Raw genomic sequence first — 15,914 nt, forward strand, 5'->3', positions numbered from 1 at the left:
GAGTATCCGATCCGGAGACTGATGGCGTGCTGGTGAACCGTACCGAGTTTGTTCGAGATCCCATCTTCTGAGACAGCGAATCCATTTGTTTTTCAAGGGAGATCACGCTGCCAATTTGGGAATTGTGGCTTCAATTAGTCGCAAGAATCGTTGGTTGCGTGCCCCCGCAACCACCATTACCGAACGCACCCGTTCCCGAAGGTCGGCCGCTTGCGAAGCGCCGGCCTTCGCTGCGTTTGGGCTCATTCCGAGGCTGAGCAATGCCACCAAGTCGCCCTCCAACTCGAGCTCGACGCCGCAGGTACCGGCCGTGCTGAAACGCACCGCCACCCGCTCGATCAGCGGGCGCAGGCGGTCGCGTGCTTCGATCCGGTGGTCCGGGTCCTCCAGTGTCGCCACCAGATCGGCGATCCGCTCCCGATAAAGGGCCGCCAAATTGTCGGGCAGGGGCACCGGCGGCGGGGGAGGGGAGGCCAGCGCCGCCTCCAACGACCCGACCTTCTCCTCCAACTCGACCATCAACCGGCGCAGGCGATCGGTCAGCCGGCCCTGCCGCGCGGTCGCGTCGAGCCCGTCGAGATCCTGGCGCACCCCCTCAGTTCGGCTTCCATCCGCCGCTGTTCAGCGCTCTGTTCCTGGCCATCCGTGCGAACCGCCTCCCGGAAGGCAGCGATGAAGGCCGCCACCATGTCCTCCTGCATCAGCCGGTCACGCAGAGCGTCCATCACCAGCTTCTCTAGCACGCTCCGCCGGATGCTGCCCTGGTTGGAGCAGGAGGCCGACGACAGTTTGGCAGTGTTGCAGGTGAGATAGTCACGACCGCCGTTGCTGAGCGAAGTTTTGCAGCCGGCGCAGACGGCAAGGCCGGTGAGCAGATGCTGGCGGCGGTGCTCCCACGGACGCACGTCGCGGATGGCGCTGGATGCTGCGCCGCTCCGGATGTCCTGCAGCCGCTGCTGGACCCGGTCCCACATGGCCTGCGGGAGGATGGCCAGGTCCGGCCAGGGCACGCGCACCCAATCGGACTCGTCATTGAGGCTGGCAACGCGCTTGGCATCAGCAGCCGGGTCGATCTGCTTGGGGCTGTGGCCGTTGGCGAAGGCGGTGAAGATCTCGCGGACCACCGCCGCCTGCTCCTCGACAATCTCCCAGTGCCGGTCGACCAGTGTGCCGTCCTCGGCATGAACCTTGACCACACGGTAGCCGTAGGCGAGGCCGGTGATAATCTCACCCTTGCGGACCTTGTCGAGGATCGAGCGCCGGGTCTTGAAGGCGACCGCCTCCAGGTAAAGCGCGTTGGAGATGCCGCTGACGGCGACGTGGATGTTGCTGACCTCACCTTCGGCCAGGGTTGACGAGACGGACGCCCCGGTGCTTGAGCCGTTCGAAGAGGGCATGGCTCTCCTCCGGATCGCGGGTCAGGCGGTCGAGTGCCTCGGCGAAGACAATGTCCGCCCCGCCGGCATCGACGGTGCGCAGCATGGCCTGGTAACCCTCCCGCGCCTTGGTCGCGCCACTGATCATCGCATCGGTGAACTCACCGGCCACTTCCCACCCCTTGGAAGCGGCGAAATCCTGGCAGAGTGCCAGCTGGGCCTGGATGGAGGATGGGTCCTGCTTTTGATCGGAGTAGCGGGCGTAGATGACCACCCGGTCACCGATGGTGCCGTTGGCCTGGCTGGAGCTCGGCTTGCGTCTCATGAGGGCGTGTCCTTTCCGGGGCAAGGGGGTCAGGAGAGGGGCGCGGCGATGATGCCGATCGTGATGGTCAGGCAGATCAGGGCGATCAGCAGCAGCAGCCGAAGGTCGGTGACGCCGCGGGACGACCCCAGGAAGCGGCGGGCCTCGGTATGGGCGATCAGGCGCACCAAGTCCAGCAAGGTCTCTTCGACGCGCTGGAGGCGGTGGTCCACTTCCAAGGGCTCGGGTTCGGCGGGCGCGGGGATGGCCGGTTCGATCTTGCGGAGGGATACTGGCATGAAGCGCTCCTGCAGTAGCGGATCGGAGACGCTTTCGATCCGGCTGCAGAGCAGCGTGCCGCACCCATGCTCCTCCTGGTCTCCGCGTTTGCCTCGGAGGAGATGCTCATGGAAATAAAGTTCTTGACACGCGCAACGTATGGCGATGCCGATATCGTCACATGTCCAAGCCGTGCTGTAGAGTCGCAGTGGAGCAGATCACGCCGGATACTGGCGGCCTCATGTCGCCGTGTGCCCAGCTACTCGCCGCCGATCGTGTTAGAATTTTCAGGGTAATTGCAGCTGATCTTCTCGACACTCGAGCTAATCGCCGCTACCTTTACGGCGTACTCGCCCTCATGCTCGAACATCAATTGAAAAGGTTTGGGAAAGGTCCCGAAAGATCGTTATTAGATGCTGATAGTTACGTCCAATTCCTTCGAATTTCTTGTGATCAAACATCATCCTTGCGGTGCCTTGAAATCGCTGCGGCGTCACGCATGCGCTGATGGGCTGTCGCTGGCGGTGGTACAGGAGCTGGAGCCCAATGCGTGATATCGTTATCGGCCACGAATGTTTTAAAATCATCTACCCAATATCCAATCTGCTCCACCCAGCGAACAAAAATACAGTACTCGTCACTTGGCGCGTCCCATGGTTGATATTTCATGAAGTCACTGGACATCGCGACGAGAATCCTCGACCCGTCGCGCGGAGCCGTTTCAATCGGTTGCCAGTCAATCACTGAGTTATCTCCCAGATGATGAGGTTTCGGGTTAAAGGTCAGCAAACGCCAACATCACCGTATCTCCAGTTCATGTCGTTCAGAGGCGCAAGCGGAGCAGGTCATGCTGTATACTGGTAACGAGAAGAGCGAGCAGCATCGTCTCGGGGTCGGCCGTGGTGGCTGCCTGACGCAGTCGAACGGACAAGATTATTAGCTTCGCGTCGACATCGGCCCAATCGTTGGCTGGCAGCTTCGTCAGGCTTTCCAAGGCATCGACCAGACGGTCGCAGCGGCCTGCGGTGTCCTGTTCGCTCTCCTGACGGACGCTTGGGCAGCTGTCGGCCAGCCATCGCCGGGCGAGGCGTCCGATGACCGTATCATGAGATGCATCTGGAGCTGGCATAGCGGGCTGGTTCATCGTTGTGCTCGCCTTTCCATTACTCGCGCAGGCTGAGCGTAGGGATCGATACCGCGGCGGCCCAGCCCTCCTCGTCACGGCGGATCGATTGCCGGACGTCAATCGTCATCGTCAGGTCGACGCCACGGGCCAGGGTCATCGCCCAATCGAGGATTTCCGCGGCATCGGTCAGAAGGCGTCGTATTCGCGTGTAGCAGTCATATTGGCTCACCAACGGCTGCCATGGCTGCGGTGCGTTCCGCCGGGCCGTGACGACCAAGAGGTGCGCATCGTCGAGAGCCTCGGCGATCGCTCCCAAGGCGCAGAGGACATGATCGTCGCCAACCTGGTGCCGCCAGACCATGAGATCGGCGGTCACGACAGGGACAAGATCGGCTGTTTCAATCACCGCTTTTGGTCCGTCCGTGGGTGTCGTGGCGAAGAGTCGGACTTCGAAGGCATTGAGGGTGGCGGAGAGAGGATCGGTGGCCAGTGCGGCCTTGCCCGGTGGGAGCATGAGATCGGTCGAGGTCATGTCGAAATACCTCCAGGGCTGATGGGAGTGTTGTGTCCGGCCGTCGCGGGGCTACAGATTGATTGCGGCGCTTGCGGCTACGGCGACGCGATCGGCGTCTATCGAGGGACGCGGCCGTTACGAGGTCCGGTCGAGCCAATCGAGTTGGACGGCGATGGCCTCATCGTCCAGCCCGGCGGCGGCAAGCAGACTGGCTAGCTGCATGCGTCCGTGAGCGCTGCGGGTCAGATCGAGGATCCGCTTGGCCTGCCGCTCTGCCGCCGTCTGCGACAGGCTGATGTCCACCTCTCCGAACCCGGCAGCCGCGAGTGCCGCGCGGATGTCTTGGAATACAGCAGCGACACGGGGCGGATAGGTCAGAGGATCGGGGCGGTGGTGCTGTAGGTCACGACGACATTACCGAAGCGGATGATCCGCGACGGTAGGATAGCGGGAAAGGGGGCATCATCGATCCGAACCCATAACCGATGAAAGGATCCAACGCGCTCGGTCCCGGAGCCCTCGATGCGCGTTCCGGAAAGCTCTGTGCTTGCACGTACTTACGGACCGTTCCCCGCGCCAGGCCCATCGACCGGGCAATGCCCAGCAGCGTCTCGCCGGCGGCATGGCGGCAACGGACCTCTTTAAAGACGGCCAGCCACCGCTCGTGGCTTGCGACGCTCGCCCCTCTCTCGGCACGCGGGCGCGAAGGCTCGGGTGCGTCGGGGTGCGATAGCCGACGCGTCGGTATGGACCGGCGCCAACCGGCGCAGCCGACCATGGACGGCGAAGAGCCAGCGTTCAAGCATCTGGCGCGTATTGGCGAGCAGGTGCCATCGGTCGGCAACCTGCGTCGCTTAACCAGCGCCATTGGTGGCGGGACGAGCGTATTCGGTGGAGCGATCCCGCGCCACCACGGTGATGCCGGGGTGATCGCGCAACCAAGCCGCAACGGTGTTGGCGGATCGATCGGCCAGCAGGTCAAGGACACGACGACGTTCCAGGTCGACCAGGATGGTGCCATAGGTCCGTCCCTTGCGAAGCGCCCAGTCATCCACGCCGACGACGCGTGGCGGTTCAACGGCCGGCAAGGGCAATGCCCGGATGACGCGTAGCAGGGTGTCCCTGCTGACTGGCATCCCAAGCCCGCGGGCGAGCCGCGCCCCCGCAGCGCCCCCGAGAGCGATCCCGACCCGGCCCAGTGCCTTGGCCAGCCGTTGGGTACGTCGGGCGTGAGGTGCCACAGCGCCTGCAAAGCGCTCGGCGAACGTGCGTTTGGGGCAGGTCGCCTGCCGGCAATAGAACCGCCGGACCAGCAAGGCAACACGGAGTTCATGTCTAAAGGCCGAGAGGTCGGCAGGAGATCGCCGGTACCTGCTGTGAACCGCGCGGCTGATGGCGCCACAGTGCGGGCAACGAGCACTGCCTCGGCGACTATCTGCAAGAATGACAAGGGAGCCGCGGCTGCCACGCTCGATCTGAAGCACGCGGCAGCCCGGAAGGAAAGAGAACGTCTGCATCCTCCTTCCATGTGGGCAACACCCGGCCTGCTCGCCACCGCAACCCAGAACATCCACGCAAAGTGCGCAAGAGCAACCGAACCGGGGCAAGATCAATCAGGCGGTTCCCGGCTCCAAGGACTGGTCCGTCAGTGCGTGTCGTATGGCAGTCAGCAGCGGCTCCGGGCTCAGTGGCTTGTGCAGCAACAGAAAGCCGCTGGCGCTCGCCTCCCGGATGCGCGCGGGCGAGGTGTCGCCGGTCAGAAGAATTCCGGGCAGCCGGGCGGCGAAATGCCGCTCCAGCCGTCGGATTGCCTCCGATCCGGTTTCCGTGCCCTTGAGCCGGAAATCGGCGATGACCAAGTCCGGCACCCGGCTCCCCAACCGCTCCGCCGCCGTGTCGCCATCGGATGCCGCCACCACATCGTAGCCCAGTTCATGGAGGAAGGCGGCGACCCCGTCGAGAACGGCCGTGTCGTCGTCGATCACCACCACCCGCTCGCCGTTGCCGCCGTCGGATACGACCATCTCCTCATCCTTCGGAAGAGAATCGTCCGGACCGGCCAATGGAACCAGGATCTCGAACATCGATCCTTGCCCTGGTGCCGATTGGACCCGTATCGGGTGATGGAGCAGCGCGGCGAGGCGTTCCACGATGGAAAGCCCCAGCCCCAACCCCTGCCGCCGGTCACGCTCCGGATTGTCGACCTGATGGAACTCTTCGAAGATCGACGCCAACTGGTTCGGCGGAATGCCGCGCCCGGTGTCCCAGACCTGAATGCACAGGTTCGGCCCGGCACGGCGGCAACCCACCAGGATGCGACCCTGGTCGGTGTATTTGATCGCGTTGGCGATGAAGTTCCGCAGGATGCGCTCCAGCAGCTTGGGGTCGCTCCGCACCGACAGGCTGGTCCGAACGCTGTGCAATGTCAGTTCGGCAGCCTCGGCCAGTGGTGATAACTCGGCGCAGAGAGAATCGATCATCGTCTGGATCGGACACGACAGGAGCTGCACCTGGATGACGTTGGCGTCAAGACGTGACACATCCAGGATGTCGTCGAGCATGGTGGTCATAGCGCCCAATGCATTGCCCATGCTGACCAGCAGCTTCGCCGCCGCCTCGCCTTGCGGCTGCATCGCCACCAGATGATGGAACATCAGCAGGGCCTGGACCGGTTGACGCAGATCGTGGCTGGCGGCCGCGAGAAATCGGGTTTTGCTGGCGCTTGCCAGTTCGGCGGCAGCCTTGGCGGCAGCGAGGGCTTCGCGCACGCGCACCTGCTCTGTAACGTCTTCCATCGCCAACAGGATCAGCCGGCCCGCCTGATTGAGCCGGCGGGCGTTCAGCAGCAGGGTGCGGCGTCCCTCGGCGCCCTGCTCGCCGACACCCTGACCGATGGTCAGTTCCAGCGCATCGATGACCGTGCCGTCGGGTACGATCCGTTCCAGCGCCCGGTGCAGGGCGGGATCGGCCAGCAGACCGCCGGCCGTCTCGGCCAGTTGGACGCCGAGCACGCCGTCCGGCGTGGTGGCGAAGGATCGGTGGAAGGCCGCACTCGCGCCGACCACCCGCAGCGTCTCGTCAAGCACCAGCAGCGGTTCGCGGACCGTGTCGACGATGGCCTGGGCGAAATCGCGCTCGGCCCGCGCCGTGCGCAGCACCCCCGCCCGTTCGATGACCAGCCCCAGCACGCTGGCGATGGCCTGGACGAATTCCAGGTCGGCATTGCTGAACCGTCCGGCCTTGCGGCTCAGAACCGCGAGAATGGATGGTCCGCGCGCCTCGCCGCCGAAGGGAACCGCCAGACCGCTGATGAAGTGGCTGCCCGATAGCGCCATGGAGGAGCGGACACGTTGATCGGTGGCGAACTCCTCAATGATCGACGGCTGCCGGGACCGGAACACCCGTCCGACCAGTGTCGACATGTCGCTGGGGATCCTGACGGCAGGCTCCTGTGGAACGGAGAGGCCGGCACTGCCGAGCAGGATGAGATCGTCAGCGTCCCCGGTGCGCCGGCCCGACGGGTCCTCGCCGGGACCGAGGATGGCGACGCCGTCCGCTCCCAGCCCTTCGGCAATCAGACGGGCCGCTTCCGTCAGTGTCTCCGGCCCTTCCGCTCCGATGAGGTCCCTGTGTCCGAGATCGGCGATCAGCTTGTACTGGCGGGCCTGCAGAGCCATGGCCAGACTGGTGCGCTTCAGCGGCGTCACGTCGCTGAAGGTGATCACGACCCCCTCCCCCCGGCCTTGCTGCGTCCGGTAGGGCTGGATGCGGCGAAGGAAGGTCGCATCGTCGTCCGTCGACACTTCGCGTTCCGACGGCATCAGGGATGACAGCACCGACCGGATGTCGGGCAGCAGGCAAGGATCGGAGAAATGTCGGGAGATGTCGGTGATCAGCCGTCCGGCGTCCTGCGGCAGCAGAGCGAACAGCCGGGTCGCCGACGGCGTGAAACGCTTGATCCGCAGGTCTGACGACAGGAAGACCGTGGCGATGTCGGTGCTGCTCAGCAGATTGCTCAGATCGTTGGTGGTCGCCTCCAACTCGTCGACCTTTTCATGCAGCTGTGAGTTCAGCGTGCTGAGTTCCTCGTTGAGGGATTGCAGCTCTTCCTTGGATGTCTCCAGCTCCTCGGTGGTCGACTGGTACTCCTCGCCGATCGACAGGATCTCCTCGTTGGCGATCCGCAGCGCCTCGCTGATGGCGCTGAGTTCTTCGATGGTGTCGTTCAACTCCTCACGGGTCATGCGCAGCTCGTTTTCGAGCTGTTCGACGCCCTCGATTTCCATCGGCAGCGGCGCGGTCTCGGCGACCGGCGTGCTTGGTACAGCGCGGTCCGCCGTGAATGTCACCAGAAGCAAGTCACTGCCGGCCCGGGGGAAACGCACCGGGATAACCAGAACGGTCACCGGCACCACGACGCCGTGACGCTTGTGCCGAATTCCGGAGATTTGAACCCGGCCATGCAAGGAGAGCGCCTGCGTGACGGCGCGGCGGAGCTGCAGGCGCAATTCCCCGCGTGTCATCGCCGTCAGATCCCAGGGCGGTTCTCCCGTCGGCAGATCGAGGAAATCGCCGGTCGGACCGAAGAGATATTGGATGCGATGCAGCCCGTCGATCAGGACGGCCGCCGGCGCGTATTCAAGCAGCAGGGCCTGTCGGATGATGTCCGCCGGGCTGGTGCCGCGCAAGGGGGTGGGCAGTGTCGGCACCGGGACCACGGACCGCCCGCCCGTCGGCGGGACCGCCATCGCACTGCTGCGCGTCGCACCGATCTTGCGGTAAAGGCGCCATTTTTTTGAAAGAGGTGCGAACAGGTCGGAGAGCGTGTCAAGGTTCTCCGCCGTACCGAGGAACAGGCCGCCATTATCCAACAAGGCGAAGTGGAACAGGGCGAAGATGGCCTTCTGCACGTCCGGCTCGATATAGATCAGCATGTTGCGGCAACTGATCAGGTCGAGCTTGGAAAAAGGCGGATCGCTGAGCAGATCGTGCTGGGCGAAGGAAACCACATCGCGCAATGGCTTGGCGACCTTGTAGCCGTCCTCGACCTTGGTGAAGAAGCGGGCGAGCCGTTCGACCGACACGTCGACCGTGATGGTTTCCGGATACAGGCCGGTGCGGGCGACGGTCAGCGCCCGATTGTCCACGTCGGTCGCGAAGACCCGGAAGCCGGGGGATACGCCGCTCCGTGCGCAGGCCTCCATCAACAGGATTGCGATGGAGTAAGCCTCTTCCCCGGTGGCGCAGGCCGGGACCCAGACGCGGATCGGCTTGCCCGCCGGCTGGTTCCGCACCAGCGGGACGATGTAGTCTCCGGCCAGGATGTCGAATGCCGGACCATCGCGGAAAAAGCGCGTCACGCTGATCAGGATGTCGCGGGACAGCAGTTCGATTTCGGCCGGGTGGGTGCCCAGAAAGGCCCGGTATTCCGTCATATCGGCGATATGGTGAATCCCCATGCGCCGTTCGATGCGGCGGATCAGCGACCGCGGCTTGTAAGCCTTGTGATCGCGCTTGGTGTGCGCGCTCAGCAGATCGAGGATGCCGTCCAGTGCGCCGTCCGGCGCATCGGCCTTCTGAACCGTTGCCGGGCCGATGTAGGGTTGGTGGACGAAATCGACGATGGCACCGGGCATGCGCTCCGGCGGCAGGATATAGTCGGCCATGCCGGTGGCGATGGCACTGCCCGGCATGCCGTCGAAGTCGGCGGTCGTCGGATCCTGCACGACCACCAGCCCACCGCATTCCTTGATCGAACGCAGTCCATTGGTGCCGTCGGCGCCGGTACCGGACAGCACGACGCAGATCGCCTTCTCCTGCTGGTCGGTCGCCAGTGTGCGGAAGAAGATGTCGATGGGCAGGGTCGCGTCGACAGACTGCCGCGATTCGCGGATGCGCAGTTGGCCGGCCTCCATGGTCGGCAACCGACCCGCCGGAGCGATGTAGATGTGATCGGCCTCCAGCGGAATCCCGTCATGGGCCGTAAGGACCGGCAGCACCGTCACATTTTTCAACAGATCGGCAAGCAATCGTTCATTGTTCGGGATCCGGTGCTGAATCACCACAAAGGCCAAGCCGCTGTCAGCCGGTACCCCTCTAAGCAGGGCCGTTATGGCTTTGAGACCGCCAGCCGAGGCACCGATACCGACGATCGCCAAAGGGCCGGGCCGTATGCGCCGCTGTTCATCCTGATCCATACGGAGAATGTCCTGACAATGACGATCCGTGCCTTCATCCACCGACATCATGATCGCCTCCTGCCAATAGGATGATCCCAGCCAGCGAAACTTTTAACCAAGCCTCGCCGCGCCGGGGTTCATGGCAGGAAAGCATGGGGCTGGCGTACAGACACTAAACAATTAGAGCACTTATAAATTTACCGCATGATCTCAAATAGACAAAAGTTAAAATAATTATACCCATAACTCCACGGTATTTTCAGACCAATCATACAATAACCGCAAAGTTAATGCGCAAATTGCATCTTGTCAATCAATAATTTTTATAACTTCATTATTTTTGATCTGCGTGAGGTTCCGCAAAAACAGATGTGTTATTCTGCACGGAAACGCCACTCGGAACGGGAAAATATTGATTGCGCATCGACGCGATGCAGCGAATATGTGGCTCAGCCACATCTTCTATAACAACAGGTTGGCAGAACCTGTGCCTGGACCTGCGGGATAACCGGCTGATCTGTCCGGTTGCGGCCAACCGCTTCGCAATGGGCCGGAGGACGTCAAGTCCCGTGCGGTGCGTGCCATGTCGCCGGCTTCACGCGTCCGTCCATGGCCGGCAGGGCGGCAATCCCAACATGCCGTCGGAGAAAGTCAGGTCACTCTGCATCCGCAAAGCCGTTGTTGAGGCCCCAAAGGGCGGCCTGCGTGCGGTTCGAGACTTCGATCTTGCGCAGCAAACTCTTGAGGTGAATCTTGACGGTCGCCTCGGTGATCCGAAGGTGGTTGGCGATCGTCTTGTTGGAGCTGCCATTCTGCAGGCAGCGCAGAACCTGAGCCTCGCGCTTGGAAACACCTTTGTGCGGTACCGCCTGATAGGCTGCGCCGTTCAGGCGACCGCCGATCAGCAGTGCGGCCAAGGCGCTGGGGAAGACCGTTTCGCCGATCATGACAAGCCGCAACGATTGCGCCAGCGCCTCCATGGACATGTCCTTCATCAAGAACCCGTCCGCACCGGCCTGGATGGCCTTCGTCATGATTTCGGCGTCCAGCGTGCCGGTAAGCACCACCACATGCGTGTCCGGACAGGCCTCCTTCAACGACCGGACAAGATCCGTGAAGTCGCCGATGCCGACGGGGTCGATCAGAATGACCTGGGATGCGTCGCCCTCCTAGACAATCTGAAGCGCCGCCTTGAGAGACGAGGTCTCTTTGGCGACGTGAAAGCCCTGCTCCGCGAACATGGCTCTCAACCCCTGGCGGAACAGATTGTTGGCGTCTATCAAGGATACGGAAACAATAGACATTGCCATCCACTCCGTGTTTCTAAAATAATCTGGCAGTCTTGCGCTCAAAATATTGGAATGGCGACCCGCTCTTTGGAGAATATTTCAACTCTTGATAAGAGAGAATTTTGAAATTCGTACTTGAACAAACGAGGAAAATCCTGGTCCGTCCGATCACGCCCGGCCAGCGGGCACGGAGTTCGGGATCATGGCGTGCAGAGCTGTCGAAAGAAAGGCCGGGACCGGTGCGCGTGCGCGTGCGCGCCGCGGAAGTTGTGCAATCCGATGCAACTCCTCCACCCAGGGCGACGGGTAGCTGTCCACGCCGAATATCCAGACGGCGTCGGTCCGGCCATCCGCCATACGCAACAGCACGCGGGCATCGTGGCCGTCCTTGCCGGCGTGGTTGGCGGCCTGTACAGCGGCGATCAGGGCACCGACATGTCCGTTGGGGAAGGGGCCGTAGCGTTCCCCCTCAAGCCCGACGAACCACCCGTCTGTACGGCACGACACGGTATAATGGGCTGATAGGCTCATGAGATCACCGTTCCTCGATGGCGGCCGCACCAGCTGCGGCACAGGCTCTGGTAAGGCGGGTCAGCGTGGCACCCTGCGGCAGACTGACATGGCTCGGTGGCGTAAAGGCGGGGGGACGCTGGTCCGGCGATGCGCCGTAGACAGTTGGATGCCAGCGGCGCTCGGCATTCATCCAGCGCAGCTGTTCACGCAACGCATCGGCGCCACGGGGGCATCGCCCCTCGATGGAATGGAGAAGGGGCGTCATGGACGTCCCTCCGATACGGACCCCGGCGTCAGGGTGTCGGCCATCGCCGGAATTACCGGATATGGAGGCTCCATAACCGCCTGTGCCGCTCCGTCATTGCCGGCACAGCACCAGCGGACATGGCAGGGTTCCCCTGCCGCCGATTGCGCCAGCACGACGCTGGCGAAGCCCAGCCGTTCCGCCGCTTGCGCTTCCCGAATGGCTTTGGTGAGCGCATCGATCTGGTCGGTGCAGGGCGGATAGACGAATCCGTCCGCCCGGACGATCCATCCGGCGTGGGTTTTAAGAATGAAGAAGGCCAGCCTTGTCCGGGATTTCATAAAGTGTCTCCGATGTGGGCCGGTTTGTCGGCAATGGCGGCAGCCATGCCATCCGGATCGAGTCACGCCAGGAAACACCTCGGATTTGCGATCCTCGGCAAAAATGAGCAGGCCTGGGGTGGCTTTGAAATAATTAAAGTGGGGTACTCAAAGGTTTTTGCAATGGTGTATCCCCGAAATGCATAAGTGGACATTCGATATTTTAAAATCGTTTTGTATTTCTATTGAGAGAAATCTACCGATAAACGATAATTGAATCTGTGATTTATTTCGAAAGACCTTCAACCGCTCCGCCGCAGGTTATATCCGCTGCGGCGGGAGGCGGCCGAACGGCCGCCCCATCTGTTGTGCACGCTTCAGATCAGCGCTTGTTGCCGGGCTTGTTGCCGACGGGCTCCACCTTGACGTCGCTGCGGCGGGCGACGGTTCCCACGGTCTTTTCCTGTTCGGAAGCGGTCTTTGACAGCACGACCTCCCCGACCACGCGGGCTTCCTTGGTGATTTCCGGCGTTTCGGAGGTCGCCGTCAGCTCGACGGTCTTCTCGCCGAACGCAGCCTTCTCCTCATCGGGGCGGAGAGGACGGTCGACCTTGCGATGTTCCACGCCCACCGCCTCGTCGCGCAGCGTTACGGTCTCCCGAATTGGGGTTTCCGTGATCTCCGACACGGCTTTCAATCCGCCTTTGGCGACCCGCCGCTTGCCGATCTCGACCTCCTCCTTCACCGACTGGAGGGTTTCCTGCTCGACGGTGGCGCCATTGCCCGCCTTCTGGGCCGGTTTCTGCGCTGCCGCAACGACAGGCAGGTTGTCAGGCAGGTCGATGGCTCCATTCTCGTCGAGGATCGCCTCCGCCGCATCGGCGTCCCGGTCGGCAATGTCGGCAGCGACCAGGATGTGGCCGTGCCGGACGGCCATGCCGTACTGCTCGGCCAAGTCCTTTTCAAATCCATGTCCCAGCAGTCCCTGGGCTGCCTCGTCGGCGCTGTCGGCACCGTCGAAGGTCTCGATGTCGACCTCCTGGCAGCCTGCCGCGATCAACGCCTGGAACGCATTCCTGGCCGAACCGCTTTCCTTGTAAAGTCCTACGACGATCGTGCTCATGATGGTCTCCAATGGAATTTCGGGTGTTTCGGGTAGTTTGTGTATTTGTTTGTGTATTTCCGGGCGGGTCAGACCTCGGAGTCCTCTTCCAACGCAGGATCCCGGTCGATCACCACCTCCTGACGGCGCAGCGTGACGGTGTCGGACATCCTGCCGACCGTGGTGCGGCGGGTGATCCGGACCTCCTCCACCAGCTTCAGGCGAACCTCCACCGTCGCCACCTCCTCGATCACCGAGATGACGGTGGAGTCGCCGTCCTGGCGGTCGGGGATCGGGCCATCGACGAACCGCCCGATGGGAACCCGCTCGACCTCCAGCGTTTCCATCGACAGGTCGGCTTCGACCGACTGTTCCCGCTCATGGCTGAAGGTGCTGGCGCGGACGGTCCCGGTGACCTGTCGGCGTTTGCGGACGCCCACCTGCTCTTCGACGGTGAGAAGCGTCTGCGTCTCCTTTTCCGAACCGGTCAACGGAGATCCTCCCGAAATACTGTCATGCGGTTTTGGAGAGCGCCGGCGGCGTCAGGCGCCAGGCCGGGGCGGGCTGTACGCGGTGTCTTGCGACATCCGGGACGCGGCCTGGGCGACGCGGACATTGACCTCGAAGAAGGCCAGCCATCCGCCGAGCAGGTAGCGTTGTCCCGCCGTCATGATGTCCTGCGGGCCGCGGGCCTGGAGCATGCTGCCCAACAGCTCGTTCTGGCGTTCCGCGGCTTGGCCCATGAAGGAGACCGCTTCTGAAATGGCCGTTCCGTAGCCTGCCATCAGGGCGCCGCCGAGTGCCGTGGCCCGACCGCCACTCTCGTCGAGCCCGTCTTTGACAGCACGGTCGAATCTCTGGCCGGCGGTCCGGACGGTTTCCGGAAAGCCCTGGTTGCCTGAAGCGCCGGGCAGCCTCGGCGGCCAGGGCCTCGGCTGCTGACCAAGCTCACGGGCAGGTTTCGCCGTGTGCTCCTCGCTGGCGCTGCGGATGCCGGCGTCCTTCGGCGCGTCGTTGCCCGCCGCGGCTTCGTCGCTGGCGCTGCGAATGGTGGGGCGATTGGTCGGGCGAATTGTGGATGTGGGATGAGTGCCGTCGTCCATGACGTCTCCATGACTGTTTGGGGTGCGAGAGCTGAAAGGGAGCGCTGTGCTCTACCTCGATGACTTAATCCTATATTATGCCGCACCGCAAAATATCAATGGCTTTGAAAATATAATCTGAAATTAAGAACTATAAATTGCTGAATATAAAGGAGATGTTCTTTTGGTATTGCGAAGCTATATTTTACATACGCAAGAATGCCAGGAGATTTTTTGCTGTGGATCAATCGTTATATTTTTCAATTTGGCGCCGATCTGGCGAGCGGGCTCTGCCACTTCTTCGCCTGGGAAGGCTGCATTCAGCGGCTATATCCTTTTCGGACAATGGATCGGACGAAGGAGCGCTGCATGCCCGATAATCCCCGCGACCAACAGGACGCAGAGAGAATGGTCAGGATTGAGGCAGCGCGCGGTGGCCCCTTTGTGGTGGCCGCGGAAACCACCTTGATGCCCATGCTGATCGCCGATCCCACCCTGCCGGATATCCCGATCGTCTTCGCCAATGCCGCATTTACCAGGCTCAGCGGCTATGCGCGCGAAGAGATTCTGGGCAAGAGCTATCATCTGCTGTCCGGCTCCGGCACCGACCCGGAGGTGGCGCGCGCCATTGGCCTTGCCCTACGCGCCGGCGAGGCCATCGTGCGCCAGGTCCGTCTCTATCGGAGGGACGGAAAGCCGCTATGGGTGCTCCAGCATGTCGCACCCGTTTTCGAAGAAGACCGTATCCGCCACCATTTCGTGTCCTTTGTCGACATCACCGAGCGCAAGGCGGCGGAAGACGGATTGCGCCAGCTCAACGAAGAACTCGATCGCCGTGTCTCGGTGCGCACCGGGCGGCTGGATGAACTCAATCGCCAACTTGCCGCCGAAGTGGACCGCCGCACCGAGGTGGAGCATGTGCTGCGCAACACCCTTGCCGACAAGGACGTGCTGCTGCGCGACAAGGACAACCTGATGAAGGAGGTGAACCACCGCGTCAAAAACACCCTCCAGATGGCCTCGTCCTTCCTGCGCATCCAACTGGACCTCACACATGGCCGGGAGCCGGCCGTGCAGGAGGCGCTGCACAGCGCCGTGGAAAGGCTGGACCGCATGGCCGAGATCCATGAGAAGCTCTACCGGACGCAGGGGCTGCAGGAGATCGAATTCGGGGGATATCTGCGGATGCTGTGCCGCGACCTGCTGGTGTCCTTCGAGCCTGCACAGAGTTTGCGGGTGGTGCTGGATGTCGACGCCGACGAGGTGTTCCTGAAACCGGATAGGGCCATCCCGCTCGCCCTCATCGCCAACGAAGCGATGATCAATGCGCTGAAATACGCTTTCCCGGACGGGCGATCCGGCCGCATCGCCGTCTCGTTCCGGGAAATCTCGTACGAAGTCCTGCGCATGAGCATCAGTGACGATGGCATCGGCATGGCCGACGAACGACGCACGGGGTCGCTCGGCCTCACCTTGATGGAGTTGCTAGCCGAGCAGGTCAAAGGCGGTCTGGCCGTCGGGTCCGGCGCCGGCACGACCGTTACGGTGTCGATCCCGGCATGACAGACCGCTGTCGCCCCACCGAA

The 15,914-nt window shown here is 62.6% G+C and carries 18 protein-coding genes; 2 read left to right on the forward strand and 16 right to left on the reverse strand.

Translation table 11 applies throughout. The annotated features are described in order from the left end of the window. Positions 1-102: 102 nt before the first annotated feature. The 13 genes from ABNQ38_RS04085 to ABNQ38_RS04145 all read right to left on the reverse strand — a co-directional run bounded on the left by ABNQ38_RS04085 (position 103) and on the right by ABNQ38_RS04145 (position 11,845). Positions 103-591 (reverse strand): hypothetical protein, encoded by a 489-nt coding sequence (locus ABNQ38_RS04085; RefSeq protein WP_377805823.1) that lies wholly within the window; start codon positions 589-591, stop codon positions 103-105. Then, complete coding sequence (locus ABNQ38_RS04090) at positions 540-1,397, reverse strand: recombinase zinc beta ribbon domain-containing protein (RefSeq protein WP_377805824.1); 858 nt, start codon at positions 1,395-1,397, stop codon at positions 540-542. Before ABNQ38_RS04090 ends, ABNQ38_RS04085 begins: the two co-directional genes overlap by 52 nt. Then, positions 1,336-1,701, reverse strand: coding sequence for a recombinase family protein (locus tag ABNQ38_RS04095; protein WP_377805825.1), 366 nt, complete (start codon positions 1,699-1,701; stop codon positions 1,336-1,338). The genes ABNQ38_RS04090 and ABNQ38_RS04095 overlap by 62 nt, the downstream gene beginning before the upstream one ends. Before the next feature lie 29 nt (positions 1,702-1,730). Continuing rightward, complete coding sequence (locus tag ABNQ38_RS04100) at positions 1,731-1,979, reverse strand: hypothetical protein (RefSeq protein ID WP_377805826.1); 249 nt, start codon at positions 1,977-1,979, stop codon at positions 1,731-1,733. A 433-nt stretch (positions 1,980-2,412) separates the two neighbouring features. Next, positions 2,413-2,703: a hypothetical protein gene (locus ABNQ38_RS04105; protein WP_377805827.1), complete on the reverse strand. Its 291-nt coding sequence runs from the start codon at positions 2,701-2,703 to the stop codon at positions 2,413-2,415. A 79-nt stretch (positions 2,704-2,782) separates the two neighbouring features. Then, entirely contained in the window at positions 2,783-3,103 is a 321-nt protein-coding gene (locus ABNQ38_RS04110; RefSeq protein ID WP_377805828.1) for a hypothetical protein, read from the reverse strand. Between the two features lie 19 nt (positions 3,104-3,122). Further along, positions 3,123-3,617 carry a hypothetical protein gene (locus ABNQ38_RS04115; RefSeq protein WP_377805829.1) on the reverse strand — a complete coding sequence of 165 codons (495 nt, stop codon included), beginning with the start codon at positions 3,615-3,617 and terminating at the stop codon, positions 3,123-3,125. Positions 3,618-3,734: 117 nt separating this feature from the next. After that, on the reverse strand, positions 3,735-3,902 hold the full coding sequence (locus tag ABNQ38_RS04120; protein WP_377805830.1) for a hypothetical protein: 168 nt from the start codon (positions 3,900-3,902) through the stop codon (positions 3,735-3,737). Positions 3,903-4,453: 551 nt separating this feature from the next. After that, positions 4,454-5,116 (reverse strand): ISL3 family transposase, encoded by a 663-nt coding sequence (locus ABNQ38_RS04125; RefSeq protein WP_377805831.1) that lies wholly within the window; start codon positions 5,114-5,116, stop codon positions 4,454-4,456. Positions 5,117-5,212: 96 nt separating this feature from the next. Continuing rightward, entirely contained in the window at positions 5,213-9,847 is a 4,635-nt protein-coding gene (locus tag ABNQ38_RS04130; protein ID WP_377805832.1) for a chemotaxis protein CheB, read from the reverse strand. A gap of 587 nt (positions 9,848-10,434) precedes the next feature. Next, on the reverse strand, positions 10,435-10,926 hold the full coding sequence (locus ABNQ38_RS04135; protein WP_377806218.1) for a LuxR C-terminal-related transcriptional regulator: 492 nt from the start codon (positions 10,924-10,926) through the stop codon (positions 10,435-10,437). A 309-nt stretch (positions 10,927-11,235) separates the two neighbouring features. Continuing rightward, on the reverse strand, positions 11,236-11,598 hold the full coding sequence (locus ABNQ38_RS04140; protein ID WP_377805833.1) for a hypothetical protein: 363 nt from the start codon (positions 11,596-11,598) through the stop codon (positions 11,236-11,238). A gap of 4 nt (positions 11,599-11,602) precedes the next feature. Next, complete coding sequence (locus ABNQ38_RS04145; protein WP_377805834.1) at positions 11,603-11,845, reverse strand: hypothetical protein; 243 nt, start codon at positions 11,843-11,845, stop codon at positions 11,603-11,605. Between the two features lie 119 nt (positions 11,846-11,964). On the opposite strand from ABNQ38_RS04145, the gene ABNQ38_RS04150 reads away from it, so the two are divergent. Further along, positions 11,965-12,351: a hypothetical protein gene (locus ABNQ38_RS04150; protein WP_377805835.1), complete on the forward strand. Its 387-nt coding sequence runs from the start codon at positions 11,965-11,967 to the stop codon at positions 12,349-12,351. Between the two features lie 175 nt (positions 12,352-12,526). Here the strand turns inward: ABNQ38_RS04150 and ABNQ38_RS04155 are convergent, their stop codons facing one another. The 3 genes from ABNQ38_RS04155 to ABNQ38_RS04165 all read right to left on the reverse strand — a co-directional run bounded on the left by ABNQ38_RS04155 (position 12,527) and on the right by ABNQ38_RS04165 (position 14,349). Continuing rightward, positions 12,527-13,267: a YsnF/AvaK domain-containing protein gene (locus ABNQ38_RS04155; RefSeq protein ID WP_377805836.1), complete on the reverse strand. Its 741-nt coding sequence runs from the start codon at positions 13,265-13,267 to the stop codon at positions 12,527-12,529. A 68-nt stretch (positions 13,268-13,335) separates the two neighbouring features. Beyond that, positions 13,336-13,737 (reverse strand): YsnF/AvaK domain-containing protein, encoded by a 402-nt coding sequence (locus ABNQ38_RS04160; RefSeq protein ID WP_377805837.1) that lies wholly within the window; start codon positions 13,735-13,737, stop codon positions 13,336-13,338. Between the two features lie 51 nt (positions 13,738-13,788). Further along, positions 13,789-14,349 carry a hypothetical protein gene (locus tag ABNQ38_RS04165; protein WP_377805838.1) on the reverse strand — a complete coding sequence of 187 codons (561 nt, stop codon included), beginning with the start codon at positions 14,347-14,349 and terminating at the stop codon, positions 13,789-13,791. A 213-nt stretch (positions 14,350-14,562) separates the two neighbouring features. On the opposite strand from ABNQ38_RS04165, the gene ABNQ38_RS04170 reads away from it, so the two are divergent. Next, on the forward strand, positions 14,563-15,891 hold the full coding sequence (locus ABNQ38_RS04170) for a sensor histidine kinase (protein ID WP_377805839.1): 1,329 nt from the start codon (positions 14,563-14,565) through the stop codon (positions 15,889-15,891). Positions 15,892-15,914 lie beyond the last annotated feature (23 nt).

Origin of the sequence: Azospirillum sp. A29 (assembly GCF_042604625.1) — a bacterium.
In the GTDB taxonomy this organism is placed as follows: Bacteria; Pseudomonadota; Alphaproteobacteria; order Azospirillales; family Azospirillaceae; genus Azospirillum; species Azospirillum palustre.